At 60.3% G+C, this 22,766-nt stretch carries 20 protein-coding genes; 13 read left to right on the top strand and 7 right to left on the bottom strand.

Features of this window, described 5'->3' with window-relative positions; translation table 11 throughout:
- Positions 1-6: 6 nt before the first annotated feature.
- From JK208_RS00950 to JK208_RS00910, 9 genes are all read left to right on the top strand, one after another.
- Positions 7-1,986, top strand: a complete 1,980-nt coding sequence (locus tag JK208_RS00950; protein WP_211574009.1) for a heme lyase CcmF/NrfE family subunit — start codon at positions 7-9, stop codon at positions 1,984-1,986.
- Positions 1,987-1,998: 12 nt separating this feature from the next.
- Positions 1,999-2,553, top strand: a complete 555-nt coding sequence (locus tag JK208_RS00945; RefSeq protein WP_099285486.1) for a DsbE family thiol:disulfide interchange protein — start codon at positions 1,999-2,001, stop codon at positions 2,551-2,553.
- A complete protein-coding gene (locus JK208_RS00940; protein WP_194261875.1) occupies positions 2,550-3,020 on the top strand; it encodes a cytochrome c-type biogenesis protein in 471 nt (156 codons plus the stop codon). The genes JK208_RS00945 and JK208_RS00940 overlap by 4 nt, the downstream gene beginning before the upstream one ends.
- Positions 3,021-3,025: 5 nt before the next feature.
- On the top strand, positions 3,026-3,766 hold the full coding sequence (gene ccmI, locus JK208_RS00935) for a c-type cytochrome biogenesis protein CcmI (protein ID WP_206033016.1): 741 nt from the start codon (positions 3,026-3,028) through the stop codon (positions 3,764-3,766).
- Positions 3,763-4,044 (top strand): hypothetical protein, encoded by a 282-nt coding sequence (locus JK208_RS00930; RefSeq protein ID WP_062108981.1) that lies wholly within the window; start codon positions 3,763-3,765, stop codon positions 4,042-4,044. The genes ccmI and JK208_RS00930 overlap by 4 nt, the downstream gene beginning before the upstream one ends.
- Positions 4,045-4,122: 78 nt before the next feature.
- Positions 4,123-5,019 (top strand): DMT family transporter, encoded by an 897-nt coding sequence (locus tag JK208_RS00925; protein ID WP_211574008.1) that lies wholly within the window; start codon positions 4,123-4,125, stop codon positions 5,017-5,019.
- A gap of 126 nt (positions 5,020-5,145) precedes the next feature.
- On the top strand, positions 5,146-6,549 hold the full coding sequence (locus JK208_RS00920; RefSeq protein WP_211574007.1) for a lyase family protein: 1,404 nt from the start codon (positions 5,146-5,148) through the stop codon (positions 6,547-6,549).
- Positions 6,550-6,668: 119 nt separating this feature from the next.
- Positions 6,669-8,165: a S10 family peptidase gene (locus tag JK208_RS00915; protein ID WP_211574006.1), complete on the top strand. Its 1,497-nt coding sequence runs from the start codon at positions 6,669-6,671 to the stop codon at positions 8,163-8,165.
- A 183-nt stretch (positions 8,166-8,348) separates the two neighbouring features.
- Positions 8,349-10,568, top strand: coding sequence for a histidine kinase dimerization/phosphoacceptor domain -containing protein (locus JK208_RS00910; RefSeq protein WP_249201861.1), 2,220 nt, complete (start codon positions 8,349-8,351; stop codon positions 10,566-10,568).
- 70 nt (positions 10,569-10,638) lie between these two features.
- Here JK208_RS00910 and purF read toward each other — a convergent pair whose 3' ends face one another.
- The 3 genes from purF to JK208_RS00895 are packed head-to-tail and all read right to left on the bottom strand — an operon-like array spanning position 10,639 to position 12,881.
- Positions 10,639-12,078: an amidophosphoribosyltransferase gene (gene purF / locus JK208_RS00905; protein WP_211574004.1), complete on the bottom strand. Its 1,440-nt coding sequence runs from the start codon at positions 12,076-12,078 to the stop codon at positions 10,639-10,641.
- A gap of 25 nt (positions 12,079-12,103) precedes the next feature.
- Positions 12,104-12,667: a CvpA family protein gene (locus JK208_RS00900; RefSeq protein WP_211574003.1), complete on the bottom strand. Its 564-nt coding sequence runs from the start codon at positions 12,665-12,667 to the stop codon at positions 12,104-12,106.
- Position 12,668: 1 nt separating this feature from the next.
- The gene (locus tag JK208_RS00895) at positions 12,669-12,881 is read right to left on the bottom strand and encodes a hypothetical protein (protein WP_235993241.1); all 213 of its coding nucleotides are present in this window, start codon (positions 12,879-12,881) and stop codon (positions 12,669-12,671) included.
- Between the two features lie 370 nt (positions 12,882-13,251).
- Between JK208_RS00895 and JK208_RS00890 the strand changes: the two genes are divergently transcribed.
- Positions 13,252-15,114 (top strand): Hint domain-containing protein, encoded by a 1,863-nt coding sequence (locus tag JK208_RS00890; protein WP_211574002.1) that lies wholly within the window; start codon positions 13,252-13,254, stop codon positions 15,112-15,114.
- Between the two features lie 103 nt (positions 15,115-15,217).
- On the opposite strand, the gene hemA is transcribed toward JK208_RS00890, so the two are convergent.
- A complete protein-coding gene (gene hemA / locus JK208_RS00885) occupies positions 15,218-16,435 on the bottom strand; it encodes a 5-aminolevulinate synthase (RefSeq protein WP_211574313.1) in 1,218 nt (405 codons plus the stop codon).
- Positions 16,436-16,672: 237 nt separating this feature from the next.
- On the opposite strand from hemA, the gene JK208_RS00880 reads away from it, so the two are divergent.
- Both JK208_RS00880 and JK208_RS00875 read left to right on the top strand, forming a co-directional pair.
- Positions 16,673-17,377 carry a pirin family protein gene (locus tag JK208_RS00880; RefSeq protein ID WP_194261866.1) on the top strand — a complete coding sequence of 235 codons (705 nt, stop codon included), beginning with the start codon at positions 16,673-16,675 and terminating at the stop codon, positions 17,375-17,377.
- 164 nt (positions 17,378-17,541) lie between these two features.
- Positions 17,542-17,931, top strand: coding sequence for a YidB family protein (locus tag JK208_RS00875; RefSeq protein ID WP_211574001.1), 390 nt, complete (start codon positions 17,542-17,544; stop codon positions 17,929-17,931).
- Positions 17,932-17,967: 36 nt separating this feature from the next.
- Here the strand turns inward: JK208_RS00875 and JK208_RS00870 are convergent, their stop codons facing one another.
- The gene (locus JK208_RS00870) at positions 17,968-18,939 is read right to left on the bottom strand and encodes an EAL domain-containing protein (protein ID WP_322783032.1); all 972 of its coding nucleotides are present in this window, start codon (positions 18,937-18,939) and stop codon (positions 17,968-17,970) included.
- A 289-nt stretch (positions 18,940-19,228) separates the two neighbouring features.
- On the opposite strand from JK208_RS00870, the gene JK208_RS00865 reads away from it, so the two are divergent.
- Positions 19,229-20,488, top strand: coding sequence for an MFS transporter (locus JK208_RS00865; protein WP_211574000.1), 1,260 nt, complete (start codon positions 19,229-19,231; stop codon positions 20,486-20,488).
- An 18-nt stretch (positions 20,489-20,506) separates the two neighbouring features.
- Here the strand turns inward: JK208_RS00865 and JK208_RS00860 are convergent, their stop codons facing one another.
- Both JK208_RS00860 and JK208_RS00855 read right to left on the bottom strand, forming a co-directional pair.
- Entirely contained in the window at positions 20,507-22,114 is a 1,608-nt protein-coding gene (locus tag JK208_RS00860; RefSeq protein ID WP_211573999.1) for an NAD(P)/FAD-dependent oxidoreductase, read from the bottom strand.
- A complete protein-coding gene (locus JK208_RS00855; protein ID WP_099285501.1) occupies positions 22,114-22,743 on the bottom strand; it encodes a TIGR00645 family protein in 630 nt (209 codons plus the stop codon). Before JK208_RS00855 ends, JK208_RS00860 begins: the two co-directional genes overlap by 1 nt.
- Positions 22,744-22,766 lie beyond the last annotated feature (23 nt).

Below are 22,766 nucleotides of genomic sequence, written 5' to 3'. Positions count from 1 at the left end.
CGCCTGATGTTCGGACCAGAACAGGGCCATTTCGCCCTGGCCCTCGCCTGCGTGCTCGCCCTCGTGCAGTTCGCCGTCCCACTCTGGGGCGCCAACCGCCGTGACGCGCGCCTTGTGGGACTTGCGCCCTATCTCGCAGTCTCGCAGTTGCTTGCATTGGGCTATTCGTTCCTGTGCCTCGTGATGTGCGCCGTCAGCGACGATTTCTCGGTCCAGAACGTCGCGGCAAACTCCGCTGTCTCCAAGCCGCTGCTGTATAAAATTACGGGCGTCTGGGGAAATCATGAAGGGTCCGTCCTGCTCTGGACGCTGATCCTTGCCGTCTGCGGCGGTGCGGTGTCCCTGTTCGGCCGCAACCTGCCGGACATCCTGCGCGGACGCGTGCTGGCCATTCTCGGCGGCGTTTCCGCCGGGTTCCAGATGTTCTGCCTCCTGACCTCCGATCCGTTTGAGCGCGTCTTCCCCGCGCCAATGGACGGTCAGGGCATGAATCCGCTGCTTCAGGACCCCGGCCTCGCTTTCCATCCGCCCATTCTCTACACCGGTTATGTCGGTTTCGCCGTCCCCTTCGCCTTCGCCGTCGCAGCCTTGATCGAAGGCCGCGTCGATGCCGCGTGGGGCCGCTGGGTCCGCCCATGGGCCGTGGCGGCCTGGTGCTTCCTGACCTGCGGCATCGCGCTGGGTTCTTGGTGGTCCTATTATGTGCTGGGCTGGGGCGGCTACTGGTTCTGGGACCCGGTGGAAAACGCCTCCCTCATTCCGTGGCTGACGGGTACGGCCCTCGTGCATTCCGCCATCGTCGTAGAAAAGCGCGAAGGCCTGAAAATCTGGACGGTCCTGCTCGCCATCGCGACGTTCTCGTTTTCTCTGTCGGGCACGTTTCTCGTCCGCTCGGGCATCCTGAACTCGGTCCACGCCTTCGCCAACGATCCCGCCCGCGGCGTGTTCATTCTGGCCCTGCTCGCCATCGTCATCGGCGGCTCGCTCGCTTTGTTCGCATGGCGCGCCCCCTCCCTCACCTCGACCGGGCTGTTCTCCCCGGTTTCGCGTGAAGGCTCTCTGGTCCTGAACAACATCCTGCTGTGCTCGATCTGCGCCGTCGTCGTGACGGGCACGATGTACCCGCCCTTCATGCAGCTTCTGGCCGGGCGCACCATTTCCGTCGGCAAGCCGTTCTTTGACGCCGCCACGATCCCGCTGACCCTGCCGCTCCTGCTGGCGATGGGCGTCGGCACGGCCCTGCCGTGGAAGCGCGCGCAGCTCGCCCGGACGTTCTCGCATCTCTATGCCGCGGCTGGCATTGCTGCGATCGGGCTGGTCCTGTGCTTCTGGAAGCTTTCCGGCATCCTGCCCATCGCCTGCGGTACGCTGGCGGTCTGGGTCATCGCGGCGTCCGTTTCCGACGTGCTGCGCCGGATCGGCATTGGCCATACGTCCGCGCAAGGCGTGTGGGAGCGCATGAAGAACCTGCCGCGTTCAAGCTGGGGGGCGGCACTCGCCCATATCGGCGCAGGCATCACCATTCTCGGCCTGTGCGGCATGTCTCAGGCCGAGCACGCCATCGTAGAAGTCCATATCGGCGAAACGCGCTCTCTGGCCGGGGACGACTGGACGCTGCTGGACGTGCATGACTATATCGGCCCGAACTACAAGGCCATGCAGGCCGACATCGCCATCCGTCACAACGGCAAGCTCGTGACCATCCTGCACCCTGAAAAACGCGACTTCACGACGCAGAGCCAGACCACGACCGAAGTCGCCATCCACACCAATTTCATCACCGATCTGTACGGTGTAGTCGGTGACCGTCACGGTACGGGTAAGGACACGACCTACGTCCTGCGCCTGCACCGCAATCCGCTCGCGCCTTGGATGTGGCTGGGCGGACTGGTCATGGCGATTGGCGGCGCGTTCTCGCTGTCCGACCGCCGGATGCGGATCGGCGTGCCCAAGCGTGCCGCCGCCCGCAACATGGCCCGCGCCTGAGGAGAAACGGACATGAGCGTAACACGACGCGGCATCCTCACCGCCGTGCCCATCATCGGCGCAGGCGTCCTCGGCGTCGGGTTCTGGCGGATGCTGAGCGACATGCGCAGCGGCGCCTTCGACCCCCGCGCGATCAAGAACCCCAATGTTGGCAAACCCATCCCGACCTTCGCCATGCCCGGCCTCCCCGGGCTTGGCGACGGCTTTACCGATGCGGAACTCAAGGCCCAGCATCGCCCGGTTCTGGTCAATTTCTTTGCCTCATGGTGCATTCCCTGCGTGGCGGAAATGCCCGGCCTGCGCGCCATTTCGCGCAATATGCCGATCTGGGGCATCGCCTATGAGGACAAGCCCGAAAACGCCAGCGCCTTCATCCAGCGCGACGGCTCCCCTTACGCCCGCGTCGCTTCCGACCGGCATGGCCGCGTGGCGATCGACTGGGGCGTGACCGGTGTGCCCGAAAGCTTCCTGGTCGCACCGGGAGGCCGCATCATCTGGCATGGTAGCGCGGCTCTCGACCCCCAGATCTACGAGGCGGAAATCCGCCCGAGGCTGGCCGGACTATGAAGGCCTCCAGACGTTTTCCGGCCTTGCTGCTCGCGGTTGGACTGATCGGCGGCGGCGTAGCGCTTGCCGTGGACGATCCCGCCGAAATGCTGCCCAACCCGGCGCAGGAAAAACGGGCCGAAGCCATCGGCGCGCATCTGCGCTGCCTCGTCTGTCAGAACGAGAGCATCGAGGACAGCAGCGCGCCCCTCGCCCGTGATCTCCGCAAGGTTGTCCGCGAACAGGTTGCGGCAGGCAAAAGCGATCAGCAGATCATGGACTGGATGACCGAACGCTACGGCGAATTCATCCGTCTGGCCCCACAGTTTTCATGGTCTACCGCCCTGCTCTGGCTGATGCCGGCGCTCGCGCTGGTGGCCGGACTTGTCATTGCATGGCGGACGGCCAGACGCCGCGTCGTCGCGACGCCTGCGCCGCTCACTGATGACGAGCGCGCGCGTCTGGATGCCCTTTCGGGCCGGGAGTAAACTGTTTGTTCTGGTTGGGAATCCTGATTATCGCTGCGGTGGCCCTGTGTCCCGCCTTTCTGGGCCTGCGAACCCTTCGTCGGCGCGTCAACGCCCGCGACTCCGCCCTCACGCTCTATCGCGGACAGCTTGGGGATCTGGAACGCGATCACGCCCTCGCCCTCATCAATGATGAAGAATATCAGGCCGCGCGCCTTGAAGTTCAGCGCCGTCTGCTGGCCACGGATGGCGAAGCCGCTGTCGAGGATCTTTCGGCCGAACCGGCCAAGCGCCGCCGGGTTCTTCCCGTTCTGGCGGTCGGACTCGGCATCCCGGTCCTGGCATTTGCCCTCTATATCGTTAACGGCCACCCCTCCCTCCCGCCACAGCCGCTGAGCGAGCGTCAGACAGGGCCGGATGCGAAGGGTCTGGAAATGATCCATAAACTTCAGGCTGAAGTCGCTACGATCCCTGCGACATCCTCGACTTATGCGACCGGACACTTCATGTTGGGGCAGGTCGAAGCCAAGTCCGGGCTGACGGAAGATGCGATCCGGGACTGGAAAGCCGCTCTCGACGCCCATTTCGAGCCCGAGCTGGCCATTCGCCTCGCCGAGCTTGAAAGTCGTAACGGCAGCCACATCTCTGGCGAAAGCCTTGACCTCTATCGCCGCGCCCTGGCAGCGGCACCGGCCGATGCGCCCTGGCGTATGGCCGTAGAAGCCCGTATTGCGGTTGGCGAACATCAGGAGAATAACGGTCAGTGAGAAAACCCGAAGCCAACGCCATCGCGCTGTGCCCCGTCTGTCGCAAACCCATGCGCCCGACATCGGAGAAATGCCCACATTGCGGTGCTGAACGTCATTACGGCCCGCGACTTCTTGAATCCGCCGTCTGCGCCTTTGCCGGAATGGTCCTGCTCTCGGCGGTTTCCACCCTGATTCTGCCGATCTCGCTGTGGACCATCATGTTCGCCGCCATCGGTCTGGTGGCCGGTTTTCTCTTTTCCCACAACCGTTTCAGTGGGGATCGCTGGCTGCAATAACGTGTTGGGATGGGCGACGCGCTTATCCCACTTTTGCAACTCTTCCCGCTCTCGAAACATTCCTGCTAATAAACAGGAATGACCCAATCTTCCGGACGTTCCCTGCCCTTTTTCGTCGCCGTGGCCATCCTCTCCTGGGCGAGCGCCTATCCCGTCGTCCGAATTGCCCTGCATGATTTTGCACCCGTGCCGCTGGCGGCATTGCGTTATGCCGTCGCGGCCGTCATGGCGGCTCTCTGGCTTTGGTGGAAACGCCCCACACGCCCGCTGACCGCCGATATTCCGCAAATTCTTGCCTGCGGCATGATCGGGATCATGCTCTACAATATCCTGTTCAACTGCGGAGAAATGACCGTCTCGTCCGGAGCGGCCAGCCTTCTCATCAGCGCCGCACCGCTGATGGCGGGGCTTCTCGCTATGGTGTTCCTCGGCGAGCGTATGTCCCGTTGGGGCTGGGCCGGATCGATTCTGAGCTTCAGCGGCGTCGCCATGATCGCCAAGGGGCAAAGCGGCGGTCTCTCCTTTGGCTCCGGCGCCACGCTGGTGTTCGGCGCGGCCGTCTGCGCGGCGTTCTACACGATCCTCCAGAAAGGCTTGATCCGCCGCTACGGTGCCCTGCCGACAATCGCCTATGTCCTGATTTCGGGTGCGATTTTCCTGACCCCCTGGCTGCCTCAAGGCCTTACGAGCTTCTCCCATGCCTCATGGCAGGGACAGGCGGCTGTGCTGGAACTTGGCATTTTCCCGGCAGCGTTCGGTTATGCCGCCTGGGGTTTCGTCATCGGCCATCTCGGCGCTTCACGCGGTGCGGCCCTGCTTTACCTGCTGCCGCCCGTGACGATGGTTCTGGCCTATTTCCTCACCGGCGAAGTCCCATCCCTGCGAACCCTGATCGGCGGTGCGGTCGTCATGGCGGGTGTAATTCTGACAAATACCTATGGCCGTCACCCGGTGGCCCAGATCGTGGAATCCTGAAGCCGTTTTCTTGCTGTGACGACATCCGGATTTTCTATGGCTCGGTTCCTTTGTCCTGCGGCGATTGTGCGATAATTTCCCCCGTGAAATGAGCCCGATCACCCGCAGGAAAGCCGAAAACAGACAATGAGCCGTACCGAAACCGATGGCATGGGCCCGATCGACGTCGCTGACGATGTGCTGTGGGGCGCGCAGACCCAGCGCTCCCTGAAATATTTCAGCATCGGCCGCGAACTGATGCCGCATGAAATGATCGAAGCCTATGCGATCATGAAGCGGGCCTGCGCGACGGCCAATGCCGCCAGCGGCCGTCTGTCTCAGGAGCGGGCGGATCTGATCCAGACCGTTTGTGACGAGATCATCAAGGGTGAGCATGACCGGATGTTCCCGCTCCATGTCTGGATGACGGGCTCGGGCACGCAGTTCAACATGAACGTCAATGAAGTGATCGCGAACCGCGGCTGCCAGATCACAGGCAACCCGCTCGGCAGCAAAACGCCTCTGCATCCGAACGATCACGTCAACATGTCGCAGTCCACCAACTGCAACTTCCCGACTGCCATGCACATCGCAGCCGTTCTCGGCACGCATCGTCGCCTGATCCCGGCCCTGACGCGCCTGCGTGACGCCATGGCCGCCAAGGCCGAAGAATGGCGCGATCTGGTCAAGGTCGGCCGCACGCATCTTCAGGATGCCGTCCCCATCACGTTGGGTCAGGAATGGCACGGCTATGCGGGAATGCTGACGGACAACATCGCCCGCCTCGAACAGGCCCGCGACGGTCTGTTCGCCCTCGCCCTCGGTGGCACGGCCCTCGGCACCGGTGTCAGCACGGATGAAGGCTTCGACCACCGCGCCTGCGCGGAAATCGCCCGTCTGACGGACCTCGGCTTCACGGCGGGCGAAAACAAGTTCGCGCTTCAGGGCGCGCATGATGCGCTGGTGCATCTGTCAGGCGCGCTGCGCACGACGGCGGGCAGTCTGTTCAAGATCGCCAACGACATTCGCCTGCTCGCCTGCGGCCCGCGCGCGGGTCTGGGCGAACTGCACCTGCCGGAGAACGAGCCGGGATCGTCGATCATGCCGGGCAAGATCAACCCGACGCAGGCCGAGGCGCTGGCCATGCTCGCCCTTCAGGTCATGAGCAACGATGTTGCGGTCGGCCTCGGCGGGGCTGCGGGCATGCTGGACATGAATGTCTACAAGCCGCTCATGATCCACAACATCATGCAGGGCATCACCCTTCTGCATGATGGGTCGGAAAACTTCCGCCGCTTCCTCGTCGAAGGCACGAAAGCCAATACGGAGAAGCTGAAGCAGGATCTGGAGCGTTCGCTGGTTCTCGTCACCGCCCTCTCCCCGGCCATCGGCTACGACCGCGCCGCACAGGTCGCGCATCACGCAATGGAAAAGGATCTGAGCCCGCGTGACGCCGCGCTGGAACTGGGCTTCATGACATCCGAAGAGTATGACCGCGTCGCCGACCCGCGCCTCATGCTGCGTCCGAACATCACAGCCCCCAAAGCCTGACCGAACACCCGCGTCAGACCGCTTCCGCATGACGAAAACTTCATGCGGAAGCGATGGTCGTTACAGCTCAGGACTGATAGGGCGGACTCTTCTGCTTTTTTCCCGGAGATGCCCGTCAGATGATGACCCGCCGTGCAGCCCTGCTCGCTTTAACGCTCCTCACCCCCGTCTGTACGGCTGCGGCGGCCGATGCCCCCAAGCCCGACACCAAGGTCGAAGCTGGCAAGACAACCGACGCTTTCACGGGCGAACCCGCCCTGCTCCCGGCAGATTCCGTCACCCAGCATCATCTGAACGGCATCGCCTACACTGCCCATGCCGGAACGCTCGTCCTGCGCGGCCCTGACGGGAAACCCACAGCCCGCATGTTCTACGTGTCCTACACGAAGGACGGCGTCCCGGCTGGCACCCGTCCTATCTCGTATTTCTTCAATGGCGGACCCGGTGCGGCCACGGCCTATCTGAACCTCGGCGCGGCTGGCCCCAAGGCCCTGACCATGCCCGCCAAAGACCCGACGGACGGCACCCATGCCCAGCTTGCGGACAACCCCGACAGCTGGCTCCCCGTCACCGACATGGTCTTCATCGACGCCGTGGGCACGGGCTATTCCCGCCCCACCGATACGGCCAAGGCCGGAGACCAGTTCTACGGCGTCAAACAGGATGCCAGCACTTTCGCCAAGGCCATTGGCCTGTGGACGGCAGCGAATGGCCGTGAAGCCTCGCCGCATTATCTCGTGGGCGAAAGCTATGGTGGCATCCGCTCCATTCAGGTCGCCAATGCGCTCCAGATGGAACAGGGCATCCTGCTCAACGGCATCGTCATGATCTCCCCGGCCATCGAGATGCCTCTGCTCGATTCGGACGACAATCCGCTCTCCGCCGCTCTCATGATGCCAAGCCTGATCGCCGCGCATCAGAGCCCGAACGTGACGGAAAAGACGGCAGACGAAGCCTATCAGTGGTCCCTGAACACCTATCTGCCGAAAATCGCCGGAAAGCTGCCCTCCGGAAGCGAAGGTCAGGCGCTTTATGCCGAGATTGCCCAGCGCACCGGCCTGCCGCAGGACGTGATTGCCCGTCAGCACGGCATTCCCGCCATCGGCTCGCATGACATCATGTCCCGCGACGGTCGCCTGTACGGACTGTACGATTTCACGCAGTCCATCGCCGACCCCTCGGCTGACGGTCTGGACGAAAGCCCCGATCCGACTCTGTTCGGCTTTGGCCGCGCCTATGGCAATGCCTTCTCGGGCTATGCCGCAAACGACCTCGGCTTCAAGACACCCCTGACCTACGACCTGCTCTCCTTCAAGGTGAATGGAAGCTGGAAGTGGAGCGCGGGCGGCCCGTCGCCCATCCATCAGATCCCGGTTCTGAACCGCCTTCTGGCGCTCGACCCGGGACTGCGCGTTTTTGTGGCGAACGGCTATTATGACGTGGCCTGCCCGTTCGCGACCGCGCGCTGGATGAAAGATCACCTGACCGTCGGCGCAGATCGCGTGTCGCTGCATCTCTATCAGGGCGGCCATATGCTCTATACCCGCCCGGCCAGCCGTCATGCCCTTTCGGCAGACGTCGCGTCCTGGATGCAGGCAGACAGCCGCCAGCCCTGAAATAAAAAGTCATAAATTGACAGCAGGTGGTGAGGAACGGATAATGAATATGATGAGTTCCGGGCCTCACCTGACCGGACCTTTCGCGCGGAACACAGTGGCCGCCAATAGAGAGACCTTTATGTCCGCTGCATGTCAGACTGCCTGCAAAATACTCTCTCTGTCCTTCAGGCGGACCACCGTTTGACGATCCAGCGTCCTGCGGGCTCGGAACCGGGTTATTCGCTGGAACATGCGGTCACGACATCCTGTGACCGCGAACCCATCCATCGCCCGGACGCCATTCAGCCGCACGGCCTCCTGCTGATCGCCGATAGCGCAACCCGGACCATTCTCGGTGGAGCAGGAGACATCGAAGGCCGTCTGACCACAGACTGGCTGGGGCGTGATCTTGCGAGCGTCCTGAACGTCCCGCCCGAACGTTTTCAGGACGAAAAACGCGCATCCCTGTCCGATCTTCGTATCCCAGGGCTCGCAGGCGAGACCTTCAGCGTCGTACGCCATACCCAGAACACACATCTTCTCATCGAACTCGAACCCATCGAATCCCACAATCTGCTCACCTGGGATATTTTCGGCGAGATCGACAGAACGGCAGACCGTTTCGAACGCTGCCCCGATATCGCGTCCGTCTGTCGTCACGGTGCGACAATCTTTCAGCGACTGACCGGCTTTGACCGCGTCCTGATCTATCGTTTCATGGAAGACGGCACAGGCCGCGTCGTAGGCGAAAGCCGCAACAACGCCTTCCCCTCCCTGATGAACCACCACTTCCCGGCCAGCGACATTCCTGCGCAAGCCCGGACTCTCTATGTCCGCAACCGCATCCGCGTCATCCCGGACATCACTTACGAAGCCGCCCCCATTCGCCCGCCCGAAGCCGGGCTTGCAGGGATCAATCTCAGCGACGTGCAACTCCGCAGCGTCTCGCCGATCCACCTTCAATACATGGCCAATATGGGTGTGCGGGCCTCGGCCTCCGTCTCGCTAGTCGTCGATGGTGTGCTTTGGGGACTGATCGCCTGCCACAACTCTTCTCCAAGGCGCCTGCCCGAGGATATTCGCGCGGCGTGTCGCACACTGGCAGGCGTCATGTCCCGCCAGTTGCGAAACAAAGAAGAGCTGGTGACCTATCAGGAGCGTCTGCGCCTGCGCAACGCGATGGAAGCCGTCACGTCCCATTTTGACGTGCGCCGTCCGCTTGAAAACAACCTTCGCAACTGCATCAACGAATTACAGGCCCTTTTTCCCTGCAACGGGTTTGCCGTCATCAGTTCCGAGACCATCAGTGCAACCGGTGTGCTCCCCGATACGGATAGCCTGCACAAGCTGCATGACTGGTTGAGAGCGGGCAGCATTGGCGGAATTTTCAGCACTGCCATGCTGGGAAGGGACTACCCCCCTGCCACCGAGTGGCCTGAACGCTGCGCCGGTCTTCTGGCTATCACACTCCCTCTTCGCACCCCTATCTGTATCGTATGGAGTCGGGTCGAAATCATCCAGACCATCGAATGGGCCGGTCATCCACACAAGGACGATACGGGCAGCGACGGCATTCTGCGCCCCCGCACGTCCTTTCGAACATGGGAGCAGACCATCCGCGGGCACAGTACCCGCTGGACCAGCGAACAGAAACAGGCAGCCCGTCGCATCCGCCGCCTCCTGATCGCGGACGACCAGACGCAGCAGCTCCGCGAACTCAACGCGACCCTTGCCGCCACTCTGGAAGAACGCGAAGACCTGCTGCGCCAGAAAGACTTCCTGATCCGCGAGGTCAATCACCGCGTCCAGAACTCGCTTCAGATGGTCGCATCCTTCCTCAAACTTCAGGCCCGAAGCGCGTCAAATGAAGACACCACAACAGCTCTGAAGGAAGCGCAGCACCGGATTGCCGCCATCGGCCTCGTACATCGTCGCCTGTATCGTGACGAGCATGTCGGCGTCGTGGATCTGGGCCGCTATATCGAAGAGCTGATGGAAGAATTGTGCACGTCACTGGGTGAGGGCTGGCACGACCAGATGCATCTCTCCCTCTTTCCAATCCTGATTGCTGCAGACCGTGCCATCAATATCGGCCTGGTCCTGACCGAACTGATCATCAATACCAGCAAATACGCCTATGACGGCCATGCCGGGCCGCTCTATGTCGGACTGACCCAGACCGGCTCCCGGCTGGTCCTGACGGTTTCGGATCAGGGCGAATGCACCCCCCAACTCAAGGGAACAGGCTTCGGGACGCGCATGATGAACGCCGTCGTCAGCAGCCTTTCCGGCACACTGACCTACACAACACTGAACCCGGGTCTGGAAGCCGTCATGACACTGCCTCTGGATTCCCTGCTCCCCACGGAAGTGCCCACCCCTCCGCAGGCCGCCTCGCAGACGCCCTATCCATATCCCTGAACACCCAACAAACAAAAAGGCGCCTGACCACTGGTCCGGCGCCTTTTTTATTACTGCCGCAGGAGGAGAGTTACGCGACGAGATTACCTTCCTTGTCCACCAGCTGGATCGGATAATCCCCGGTAAAACAGGCATCGCAATAACGGCGCGCACCCTCGGCACGGTTCGCATGGCCCAGCGCCCGGTAAAGCCCGTCGAAACTGACAAACGCCAGACTGTCCACACCAATGGCTCTCGCCATCTCCTCAAGCGTATGGGTCGCGGCCATCAACTTGCTCTCTTCAGGCGTATCAATGCCGTAGAAGCAGGCATGTTTGGTCGGCGGAGACGTGATGCGCATATGCACTTCCGTCGCACCAGCAGCCCGAACCATGTCCACAATCTTGCGCGACGTCGTGCCACGGACGATCGAGTCATCCACAAGAATGACGCGCTTGCCCGCAAGTACCGGCCGATTGGCTGAGTGCTTCATCTTCACACCAAGGTTACGGATCTGATCCGTCGGCTCAATGAAGGTCCGGCCCACATAATGGTTGCGGATGATCCCTAGTTCGAACGGAATACCACTTTCCGCCGCATAGCCGATCGCGGACGGCACGCCTGAATCTGGCACCGGCACCACAACATCCGCCTCAATCGCGCTTTCACGGGCCAGTTCGCAACCGATCTGGCGACGCGCTTCATAGACCGGCTGGCCTTCAAGCACGGAATCAGGCCGCGCGAAGTAAATATATTCGAACACACAGAACCGGCCGCCCTGATCCCCGAAAGGACGCAGCGAGCGCAGACCGTCATTGTTGATGACAACGATCTCGCCCGGTTCGATATCGCGGACATAATCCGCCCCGATGATGTCCAGCGCACAGGTCTCGCTGGCCAGAACCCAGCCGCCATTCCCCTGCTCATGACCCGGCATCCGGCCGAGAACGAGCGGACGCACGCCAAGCGGATCGCGCATTCCGATTAGACCATCATCCGGGGTCAGCGTAATCAGCGAATACGCGCCCTTGACCTGTTTGACGGCATCAATGAAGCGGTCGAGCACGGTCGTATAGAGCGAAATGGCGATCAGATGGATGAAAACTTCCGTATCCGTCGAGGAATGGAAAATACATCCCCGCTTGACCAGCGCCTGCTTGAGCGTCGCGGAATTCGTCAGATTGCCGTTATGCGCGACCGCCAGACCGCCGAATTCGTAATCGGCATAAAGCGGCTGAACATTGCGGACATGCGTGCCGCCTGTCGTGGCGTAGCGGTTATGGCCAATGGCAACCGTGCCGGGCAGCGTCGCCATAACGCGGCTGTCTCCGAACACATCGCCCACCAGACCCAGACCTTTATGCTGGTGGAATCGTTCGCCATCGAAACTGACGATGCCCGCCGCTTCCTGTCCACGATGCTGGAGGGCGTGCAGGCCCAAGGCTGTCAGGGCCGATGCATCAGGCACACCCCAGACGCCAAAAACCCCGCATTCTTCATACGGGCGGTTGAGACTGTCGGACTGGGTCATGCGGCGCGGCCTTTCCGGACTGGTTTCACAAGGACGCCTCATGGCCGCTTGTGACCTCAGACGCAAGATGCGGTTGCAGGAAATGAGGCAGATAACCTGTCAGATGGGTTGCCCCAGCGGCAATGTAAGGACCGATGAGGCTTCCCTGCATCACATAGGACATCCACGAGCCAAAAAAAGAGCCTGCCAGCAGATAAAGGACAATCAGGGCCACATAACCCCGCGCCACACCGAACACCGTGCCCAGAATGCGGTCCACGCCCCCGAACAGAACACCCCGCGCCGCAGCCCCGACCTTGGCACCGATCATGGTAAAAAACAGGAGCACGACAACAAACAGAATCGCCGTACTCACACTGCCCGCCAGCGCGGCCTGATGCAGATAGGGCGTCAGATAAGGTTCAAGCAGCCCATGAAACCGATAGGTCAGGACGATTGCTCCTACCCATGCCAGCAGTCCGGCCAGTTCTGTAGCAAAGCCGCGCGTCAGCCCCCACAGGGCCGAAAGCCCCATGATGCACAAAGCGACAATGTCGAGACGGGTCAGATCCGCGAGCGTGATATGGGAAAGGTCTGGCAGAGGCGGCATGTCACGGCAGCTTCGTCGAACGAAAACGGCCCCCCTTGTAGGGACGTATGCCACCAACGCGCAACTCGTCCGCCAGACGGATGCGCTCCTCGATTTCCGCCCACACCAGCCCGGCCTCGACGTCCCGCGCTTTCCAGATTTTCTCCAGCAGCACAATAAACGCCGCGCTGTCCCGAACCAGCGCCGGACGGTCATTGATCATGACATCAAGCACACAGCTTGCACCCGCAACACCCAGACGCCGCGAGAGCTTTGTTACTTTTCGATTCTTACGGAACGGAACTGATTTTTCCTGTGGCGTCATCACGACATGATGAGCGGAAGCCCACTGTCAGGCAAGCCGTTACCGCTCTTTTCCCAAGGCCGTTCAGGGCGCTTTTACGAAAAAACCACTAATTTCGATGTTAGAACGTATTTCAGAGGAAATATTTCCGCGATGTTTTGTCATCAATATTTTTATTTTTGAAATATGCGTGATCTTGAACCTGTGTCATCCAATAATTAACTCTTTTTCTGAAAAATGCTCAACAGGTCAGGTGTGGAACTCTTTCCTCTCGCTCCTGACGCCATCAGGATGCAATGAGATGACAAATTACTGGGTTGGCGGCGCAACCGGCGACTGGTTCGCAGCCACAAACTGGAGCGAAGGCACGGCCCCCCCGAACAAGGGATGGGTGGATGTTCTGGCCGGAAAGCAGGACGGAAGCGCGGTAACGATCAACGTTGCGCAGGCCAACGCCACACAGATCACCACTCTGAAGGTTGGCACCAACGCCACCCTGAACATCACCGCGACGTCTGCCACGCCCAGCGCTACGGCATTCTATGCCAACAGCCTGACCGTCGCGCAGGGCGGAACGATGCTTGTCAACACGCCCAGTACCGTCAATCTCGGCAGCAACCCGACCATCAACGGCACCCTTCAGATCTCGGGCAACCCGTCCATTTCGATCAACAGCAACAGCGTCGGCGGCTCAGGCACCCTGATTCTGGATCACACGACGCTGGGCAGCACGAATGCCCAGTTTCAGATGGGTTCGTCCCTGACGACGGTTCTTCAGAATGGCGCGTCTCTGTATGTCAACAACGCCACCGCCGGTGGAAGAATCGTGTTTGGCCGTGATGCCGTGGATGACGCTCCAAACCAGCTCATTCTGGCCGACTACAACCAGACGGTCTCCACCCCGATCACGGGGTATGATGCCACTTCCGTCATCACCATCGGTCACGGTGGATCGCCCCCTATCAGCGCGACCTTCGTTGCCAACAGCAACGGCACCTACACGCTGAAAATTGCCTTCGACAACTATAATAACGGCATCACGCTCTCGAACGTCTCCTTCGGACCCAACTCCACCCCCGGCACCCCGACGATCGTACAGAATGCCAATGGAAGCTGGAGTGTTATCGGCGGAGCAATCGGATATAACGGGCAGATCTGCTATCTGGCCGGATCCATGATCCTCACCCCCGACGGCGAGCGCGCCATTGAAACCCTGAAGGCCGGGGATCAGGTGACGATCTGCGAAAACGGTGAACGCCACAGCCGGACAATCCTGCGCGTCGGCCACGCCCATACGACAGTCGGCACTAGCGGACTGCCAGATATGGACGCCGTGCCTGTTCGCATCCGTGCAGGGGCTCTGGCAGACGGCATTCCCAACCGGGATCTTCTGGTCACGCCAGAGCACTGCATGATGCTTGAAAGCACCTTCATTCCCGTGCGAATGCTCGTCAACGGAATGACCATCGCCTACGACCATTCCATTACCGAATACGACTATTATCATATCGAAACCGAGCAACATGCCATTCTGACCGCAAACGGCGCGTTGTCAGAAAGCTTCATGGATGTCGGCCATCGCCCGGATGCCCTCATGCACGGATCTCAGATCGAGCGCCTGCATGCTCTAAGCTGGGAAAAGGATGCTGCCGCACCATTGGTCACGGATCGCGCCCATGTCGAACCGATCTTCGCAGCAATCGCACTCCGCGCGCAGGCTCTTGGTTACACGGCTCCCCAGACACTCTCATCGACAGACAGCGCGGATAGAACCCGTCTCGTGCTGGAAGACGGAACAGTCCTGTATCCCATCCGCACCAACGGCGAACAGTTTGTTTTCATGCTACCCGAAGGCTGTCAGAGCGTCCGCATTCTGAGCCCGACCGCCCGGCCGTCTGACCGGATCGGACCGTTCGTGGATGACCGCCGGATGCTGGGCCTTCTGATTGGCGACGTGACAGTGTGGAGCGATGAACAGACCCGGCATCTGTCCAGCCATCTGTCAGACCCATACGCTGACGGCTGGTGGGGCGTCGAAGCCAGTCACGCCCGCTGGACGACAGGCAATGCGCGACTGGACCTCGGCGGGGCGCTCAGAACATCCGGGGGGATTCTGAGCCTCCATATTCTGTCACAGGGGGATCAGGCAGCCGTCGCCGCCTGATCTCCCGACGCCTCAACGAAAACAAAAAAAGGCAGCCCTTTTTCAAAGGCTGCCTTTTTTTGTGGCCTGAGAGAAAGGGCGGAAAAATCCGCCCTCACACCCTTCAGGCTGCCGCGGACTTTGACGTCTTGAGCTGGCGTTCTTCCCACAACGTGGCAAGCGCCTCGACCAGTTCGTCAATCATCTCGTTCGTATGAAGTGGCGTCGGCGTGATCCGCAGACGCTCCGTTCCGCGCGGAACGGTCGGGAAGTTGATGGGCTGGATATAATTCCCGAAACGGTTCAGCAGTTCATCCGAGAGGCTGCGGCACAGTTCGGCCTCCCCCACCATGACCGGCACGATATGGCTCGGATTCATGACATGCGGGAGACCAGCCTTGTCCAATGCCTGACGCAGATAGGCCACGGCCCGCTGCTGACCGTCACGCTCGGCACTGCTGTTACGCAGATACCGCACACTAGCCAGCGCACCAGCCGCGATCATCGGCGGAAGAGCCGTGGAGAAAATGAAGCCTGACCCGAACGAGCGAACAAAGTCACAAAGCGCGGCAGAGGCAGCAATATAGCCACCCACAACACCATATCCCTTGCCCAGCGTTCCCTCGATCACCGTCAGACGATGGGACAGACCAAGCTTCTCGGCCACGCCCGCGCCATGATCGCCATACATGCCAACCGCATGGACCTCATCGAGATAGGTCATGGCGCCATATTTATCGGCCAGATCGCAGAACGCCTCGATCGGGGCAATATCACCGTCCATCGAATAGACGGACTCGAACGCGATGATCTTGGGAACGTCCGCAGGCAATTCTTTCAGACGACGTTCCAGATCCGCGACATCGTTGTGACGGAAGATCTGCTTCTCGGCCCGCGAGTGACGGATACCCTCGATCATGGACGCATGATTGAGTTCATCGGACAGCACAACACAGTTGCGAAGGCGTCCTGCAATGGTCCCGAGCGTCACCCAGTTCGACAGGTAACCGGAGTTAAAAAGCAGCGCGCTTTCCTTGCCATGCAAGGAAGCGAGCTCTTTTTCCAGCTCCACATGATAGTGGTTGGTGCCCGAAATATTACGGGTTCCACCAGCGCCAGCACCCGTTTCGTCCAGTGCAGCGTGCATGGCCGTCAGGACCTCTGGGTGCTGCCCCATGCCGAGATAGTCGTTCGAACACCAGACCGTCACATCACGGCCCAGGCCATGATGGAAAGCTTTGGGAAAATGACCCGCCCGGCGCTCCAGATCCGCAAAGTACCGGTAGCTGCCATCCGCATGCAGACCGTCGAGAGCGGACTGAAACATCGCATCATAGTTCATCGCGTTTTTCTCCTGCCCGGCACTGTAATCCTGTGACACGGTCTCGCCAAGCTCTCCCGCCAGATAAGACCACATAGCAGCTGTTTTATTTCTCAATACTACAAACCATCCGACCTGCATGGTGAGACTGATTTTCCAGCTCTTTTCTGGAAACCTTGTATTTCCATACTTTCCATTTTCTTCACGCACGCCCCATCCCATTATCTTTCACAAGACATCACTCAGGAGCATGCAGCCATGCTGGATATCAGACCTTTTGCTACTCTCGGTCATGCCGATCACGGGTGGCTCGACGCGCATTATCATTTTTCCTTTTCGGACTATCAGGACCGTAACCGGATGCACTGGGGGCGGCTGCGCGTGTGGAACGACGATCGTATCGCGCCCCATAACGGCTTCGGCGCCCATCCACATCGCGACATGGAAATCATCACCTATGTCCGTACGGGTGCTATCACGCATGAAGACAGCCTCGGCAATCGTGGTCGAACCGAAGCGGGCGATGTGCAGGTCATGTCAGCCGGTAGCGGAATTACGCATTCCGAATTCAACCGCGAAGACGACGCCACGACGCTCTTCCAGATCTGGCTGATCCCCGATGAGACGGGCGGAAAACCGTCCTGGGGTACCCGACCGTTTCCACGTCATGAGCGCAACGGGCGCCTCGTCCCACTCGCTTCGGGCTTTCCGGAAGACAACGCCCTTCCCATCCGCACCCGTGGCCGGGTCTCCGGTGCGACACTCAAGGCCGGAGAAACCCTGACCGTCCAGACGGACCGCGCCATGTTTACCTATCTTGTTCCCGCTACAGGCAGCGTGGAAATCGAAGGGCGGATCGTTGGGCACCGGGACGGTGCGGCCCTTCATGATGTAGAAAGCATCACGATCACCGCGCGGGAAGATGCGGAAATCGTCCTCGTGGAAAGCGCAGCCTTGCGCTGACACGACGGAGGGTAAGGTTTTGTGACAAGAGGAGGAAATTCTGTGACAAACAACACAGAAAGGTGTTTCTTCCTCCTCGCATCCTGATCAGGAGCCAGACGTTAGGAAGACAGGGCCACCAGCCCGGAAAAGGCCCGTTTTCTTCTGACAGAAGGAGCCTGACAATGACCATCCAGAGCACATACACACAGAAGTCCGGCAAGGGCCAAACCGAAGCCCAGGCCTCAACGTCGGTTTTCACCCGTTTTGGGGACTGGCTGAGTGGAGCCAGCACCGATCGCTCGGGACTGACTGAAGTCACCATCAAGATGATGAAAGATGACTGTCAGTTCGCGACAACGGTTAGTGAAATCCGCGTTCTCCCCTCAACCCCGCTTTCACCAGAGCAGGTCGAGGATCTCATGGGGGAAAAGAGGATAAACCATATTTGCGATCAGACCGGTCAGTCGCCGGAAGCTGTGGAAACAGCTTTAACCGAAGTGCTTCCAATGCTGGCCTCCATGCTTCGGGAAAATCCGGAACGTCTCTTCAGTTATCAATGTAAGATCAACTGAACACGACTTCCAGATTTCCGAACGGCGGAGGTCTCGTCAGAGACCCTCAGCCGTTCGTGCCATACGACGACGACGCGGTCGTCCGGCGTTTTCTTCAAACCGCTCACTGATCTGGGCCGTCGTTTCCGGGGCGGCCAAAACCGTCCCGGATGCTTCGACACATCCAACCTTCTGTGCAAACGCAAGAAGATCCGGAAAATCCAGACCAATACCCCGAACCTTGAGCCCCAGTGCTTTGACGGCTTCCAGAGCAGCCCGATAAAAAAGCACTGCACCCTCGTCCAGAAGGGGAGCCTCTCCCGACTGCCGCCAAGTCATGTCCGAAGGCGCCAGCAAAGACGTATCAAACTGCACGCCGTCCAGTAATCCTCCGACGGCCCGCTCACGCAGAAGACTCAGGCTGGAGGGGGCGCTTCCAAAGCCGCCAAGGAAAATCTGGCATCCCTGATCGCGCAGGGCTGAGAGCGTGTAACACGTCTCCTTGTCGTCCTGGGCCAGGCCACTTTCCTGAAAAACCAGATCCAGACGACTGACAGGGAAACCACTGTTCTGAAGAACTGTATTCAGTCGACCGTTAAAGTCTCCGTCAGGCGCCTGATCATCCTCCAGAGAAACCATCAGCCGCATCGCCTCCGGCCATGTCGCGGCCTGTGAACACGCGTTTCCCAGGAGATCGGAATCAAATTCCCGCTGTTGCTGTCCCAGACTCTTGCGTCGGCTCTTGCGCAGGGTTCGACGGGGAACCGAGAGCCAGAGCTGACTCATATCCACCTGCGCGCCGATGACCTTGTCTGTTCCGTTGCGCCCCAGAACGAAACGTGGGAGCCATCGCAGGGGAGGCAGTGCGCTTTTTTGACGCGCCCTGCGACTCCGAAGTGTCGTGGCAAACATTCCCGCACTGGACTCTGCCATAGAGGCAGCATAGTCCGGTTTACCTTCGGGTAGTTCGGACAGCCCATCCACCCTGACTGTCTGGCCGACATGCAGGCCCTGAGGGGTTGTCGCCACCGAAGTCGCTCCCCGTCCTAGATCATCCAATGCGGACACCTCCGTTCTTCATGTCAGAACAATGCCGCTGAACCTCCTAATTTTTCCTTAATGGCGCAGGCATTTCTGCTGTCGTTTGAACCGTGATCGCTGGCTTATACCCGCCCGGCCTATCTGTTTTGGATGCATCCAAACTCTTCGTTCGATCAATCCGGACAAAGCTGCTACGGTTTCATGCCCGGACCTTCTTCCGGGCCTGTGACACCCTTGGGCGTGGGGTCTTTTCCCCTCCGAGACAGGACCATTCTGCATGACGGATGCCACAACCCGCTCCGCCGTATCTACATCTTCCCAAGGCTCTCTTATTGCCCTTCTGCCCTACTGGCAGGTCACTTTTGCCTCCTTTCTGGGCTGGTTTCTGGATGCTTTCGACCAGACGACGCTCATGTTTACCCTCCCCGACATCGCCCATGATTTCGGATGCACGATTGCCGATCTGGGGGCTGTGCTGATGGGGCAGTCCATCGGGCGCGCCGTCGGCAATACAGGCTGGGGATGGCTGGCTGACCGCTATGGTCGCAAGCCTGCTTTCATGCTCGGCGTCGTATGGTTTGCGGTCTTTTCCGCCATGACCGGGCTCTCACATCACTTTTATGTGCTGATGGCTGTGCAGTTCCTGTTCGGAATCGGCTTTGGCGGCGAATGGACCGCTTCGGCCGCTCTGCTGATGGAAAGCGTCCCAGCCTGGACACGTCCCATGGCTTCCGCACTCATGATGTCCGGCTATGAAGTCGGCTATTTCGCCGCCGCTGGCGTGCAGGCCCTGATCCTGCCGCATTATGGATGGCGCGTGCTGTTCTTCATCGGTCTCGTCCCTGCTGCGCTGGCGCTGTTCATCCGGATTGGCGTACCGGAAAGCCCGGTCTGGCTGCGGACCCACGAAGACCGTCTGACCAGAAAGCAGCACCACACAGCCCCGCCACCGCGTCCCAAATTCCGTCTGACGGGTGCAGCACTTCAGGCAATCGCTTTCATGAGCTTTCTCGAATTCCAGAAAGCCGCGATCTACACCTATTACCCGACCATTCTGCGTGGCAGTCACCACCTGACACAACAGGCCGTTTTCTGGCCGGTAACGCTCTATTGTCTCGGATCGTTTGGCGGAAAAGTCCTGTGCGGCTGGCTGGCAGAGCGTTTCGGGGAAGTCCGGGTCATGCTCAGCGCGCTTGTCGTCGTGATGCTGACGATCTGGCCGTTCCTGAGCGCACCGACCTGGACCATGCTGCTGGTTGCAGCCTTCGTCATGGGTGCTGCGGCTTCGGGAATTTTCGCACTTGTTCCGCATTATCTGGCACAGCGTTTCCCGTCCGACACCCGCAGCTTCGGTATGGGGCTGGGCTATGCGCTCGGCTCCATCGGGCAGGGCATGGCGCAGAAACTCGTACCCATGTTTGGCCCGACCATTCTTACACTGCCGCTCTCAGCCGAACTTTTCGTGCTGGGCACCAGTCTCGTGACGGGTGCCATCGCCCTGATCCGCCCCAAAGAACTTCCCGGCGAACATATGTGAGGGCTGTGCGGCGGTCTCTTAAAGAGAGGCCGCCAGCCACTCCGCCGCCCGGATGCCATCAATTCCGGCGGAAAGGATACCGCCAGCATAGCCTGCCCCCTCACCTGCCGGGAACAACCCGCGCAGGGTCGGGCTTTGCCCGTCACGGTCACGACGCAGGCGGATCGGCGAGGATGTGCGCGTTTCCACGCCTGTCATGACGGCATCATCCATGGAAAAACCACGCAGCTTGCGTTCAAACTGCGGCAGGGCTTCACGGATGGCGTCCGTTACGAAGGGCGGCAGACACAGTGTCAAATCCGTCGGCGTCACACCCGGCTGATAGGACGGCACGACGTCCCCCAACGACGTGGACGGACGCCCCGCCAGAAAATCTCCGACCCGCTGGGCAGGGGCGTTGTAATTGCGGCCACCCACGACGAACGCCGCTTTTTCCCACTGGCGCTGAAAGGCCATGCCGCCCAGAACGTCGTCCGGGAAATCAAGCTCGGGCTTCACTTCAACAACGATGCCGCTATTCGCATTTCGCTCGGCCCGCGAATACTGGCTCATCCCGTTGGTGACGACCTGCCCTGTTTCGGACGTTGCCGCCACGACCTGCCCGCCGGGGCACATGCAGAACGAATAAACCGCACGACCATTCGAGGCATGATGGACGAGCTTGTAATCCGCCGCCCCCAGCATCTCGTGTCCGGCACTGGCGCCGAAACGGGCTACGTCAATCACGGATTGCGGGTGTTCGATCCGTACGCCGATGGAGAACGGTTTGGGGTCCATTTCCACATGGGCCTGACGCAGCATTTCAAACGTATCGCGCGCTGAGTGTCCGACCGCCAGAATGACCCGCTCCGCCGGAAGGGTTTCACCGTTCGACAGATGCAGGCCGCGCAGACGACGCTCCGCGCCCTCGCCGTCCATCTCAAATCCCTCAACACGAGTCTCGAACCGGTATTCGCCGCCCAGACGCTCGATTTCAGTGCGAATGAACATGACCATTGTGACCAGACGAAACGTGCCGATATGGGGTTTAGAGATCGTCAGAATTTCTTCCGGGGCACCCGCCCGGACGAATTCTTCCAGAACATGCCGCCCCAGATGTCGCTGGTCAGACACACCGGAATAGAGCTTGCCGTCCGAGAATGTCCCGGCCCCGCCTTCGCCGAACTGGACGTTGCTCTCAGGCGTCAGAACGGATTTACGCCACAGGGCGAACGTATCGACCGTCCGCGCCTTCACGTCCTTACCGCGTTCGATAATGATGGGTTTTAGACCGGCCTGCGCCAGCGTCAGCGCCGCCATGATCCCGCACGGCCCCGCCCCGATCACGACAGGACGCGGTGCCCCCTCGGGCAAGGTCGCCTCGGGCAAATGATAGGTCGTGTCCGGCGTCGGGCGGATATGCTGATCGCTCGCATGGGCGGCCAGAACCGCAACCTCGTCCGCGACATCACAGTCCACGTTATAGACCAGCACGATATGGCCGCGTTTGCGGGCATCATAGCCGCGACGCGCCACAGTCAGGCTTTGCAGGTCTTCAGATGGAATGTTCAGACGCGCAAGCACGGCGTCGCGCAGCGCCTCCGCCGCATGATCGAGCGGAAGGCGCAGTTCGGTAATGCGGATCATCAGTGGTGCCCGTTCCCCGAATCATTCCCTGCTTTTCCTGCAACCGGCGGCGCAGGATCGGCATGATGCGTGTCGGGGGAGCCTTCCATGATCCGGTCCATGATGGCCATCAGCACGCCCGAGACCACGAAAGCGAGATGGATGCCCACGCTCCATTCCAGAGCGCGCGTCGAGGTCTCATCCACACGGATGAAATCCGCCAGCACATGGATCGCGGACATGGCCACGATCGAGGCCATGAGCTTGATCTTGATGTCCCCGAACGTGACATGCCCGATCCAGCTCGGATAATCCTCATGACTGCGGATATCGAGGCGCGAAACAAAGTTCTCGTAGCCTGAGAACATGACGATCAGCAGCAGATTGGCCAGCAGGACCAGATCAATCAGATCCAGAACGCCAACGAACACATCGTCGAAATCCAGCCCCGTCGCCTTCAACACCAGTCCGATCAGCTGCTGGAAGAACTTGAACGCCACCAGCAGCAGCCCGATGGTCAGGCCGAAATAGAGCGGTGCGGCGATCCAGCGCGTGGCGAAAAACGCGCGTTCCATGAAGCCTTCGGCACGGCCAAAACTGCCGGTACGTCGGGTGGACTGCGGATCGGGAGAAGGAGAGGAAGTCGTCATGCTTCCTCTCTACGATTTCAGGG

The organism is Gluconobacter sp. Dm-74 (assembly GCF_018256135.1).
Lineage (GTDB): Bacteria > Pseudomonadota > Alphaproteobacteria > Acetobacterales > Acetobacteraceae > Gluconobacter > Gluconobacter cadivus.
Note: the sequence above shows the minus strand (reverse complement) of the source record. Positions and strands in the feature narration are given on the sequence as shown.

Excerpts from the sequence above, each read along its gene's own strand:
- JK208_RS00950 (WP_211574009.1), top strand. The coding sequence starts at position 7 with ATGTTCGGACCAGAACAGGGCCATTTCGCCCTGGCCCTCGCCTGCGTG.
- JK208_RS00915 (WP_211574006.1), top strand. The coding sequence starts at position 6,669 with ATGATGACCCGCCGTGCAGCCCTGCTCGCTTTAACGCTCCTCACCCCC.
- JK208_RS00945 (WP_099285486.1), top strand. The coding sequence starts at position 1,999 with ATGAGCGTAACACGACGCGGCATCCTCACCGCCGTGCCCATCATCGGC.
- JK208_RS00860 (WP_211573999.1), bottom strand. The coding sequence starts at position 22,114 with ATGATCCGCATTACCGAACTGCGCCTTCCGCTCGATCATGCGGCGGAG.
- JK208_RS00875 (WP_211574001.1), top strand. The coding sequence starts at position 17,542 with ATGACCATCCAGAGCACATACACACAGAAGTCCGGCAAGGGCCAAACC.
- JK208_RS00925 (WP_211574008.1), top strand. The coding sequence starts at position 4,123 with ATGACCCAATCTTCCGGACGTTCCCTGCCCTTTTTCGTCGCCGTGGCC.
- JK208_RS00880 (WP_194261866.1), top strand. The coding sequence starts at position 16,673 with ATGCTGGATATCAGACCTTTTGCTACTCTCGGTCATGCCGATCACGGG.
- JK208_RS00920 (WP_211574007.1), top strand. The coding sequence starts at position 5,146 with ATGAGCCGTACCGAAACCGATGGCATGGGCCCGATCGACGTCGCTGAC.
- JK208_RS00900 (WP_211574003.1), bottom strand. The coding sequence starts at position 12,667 with ATGCCGCCTCTGCCAGACCTTTCCCATATCACGCTCGCGGATCTGACC.
- JK208_RS00940 (WP_194261875.1), top strand. The coding sequence starts at position 2,550 with ATGAAGGCCTCCAGACGTTTTCCGGCCTTGCTGCTCGCGGTTGGACTG.
- JK208_RS00890 (WP_211574002.1), top strand. The coding sequence starts at position 13,252 with ATGACAAATTACTGGGTTGGCGGCGCAACCGGCGACTGGTTCGCAGCC.
- JK208_RS00865 (WP_211574000.1), top strand. The coding sequence starts at position 19,229 with ATGACGGATGCCACAACCCGCTCCGCCGTATCTACATCTTCCCAAGGC.
- purF (WP_211574004.1), bottom strand. The coding sequence starts at position 12,078 with ATGACCCAGTCCGACAGTCTCAACCGCCCGTATGAAGAATGCGGGGTT.
- JK208_RS00855 (WP_099285501.1), bottom strand. The coding sequence starts at position 22,743 with ATGACGACTTCCTCTCCTTCTCCCGATCCGCAGTCCACCCGACGTACC.
- hemA (WP_211574313.1), bottom strand. The coding sequence starts at position 16,435 with ATGAACTATGATGCGATGTTTCAGTCCGCTCTCGACGGTCTGCATGCG.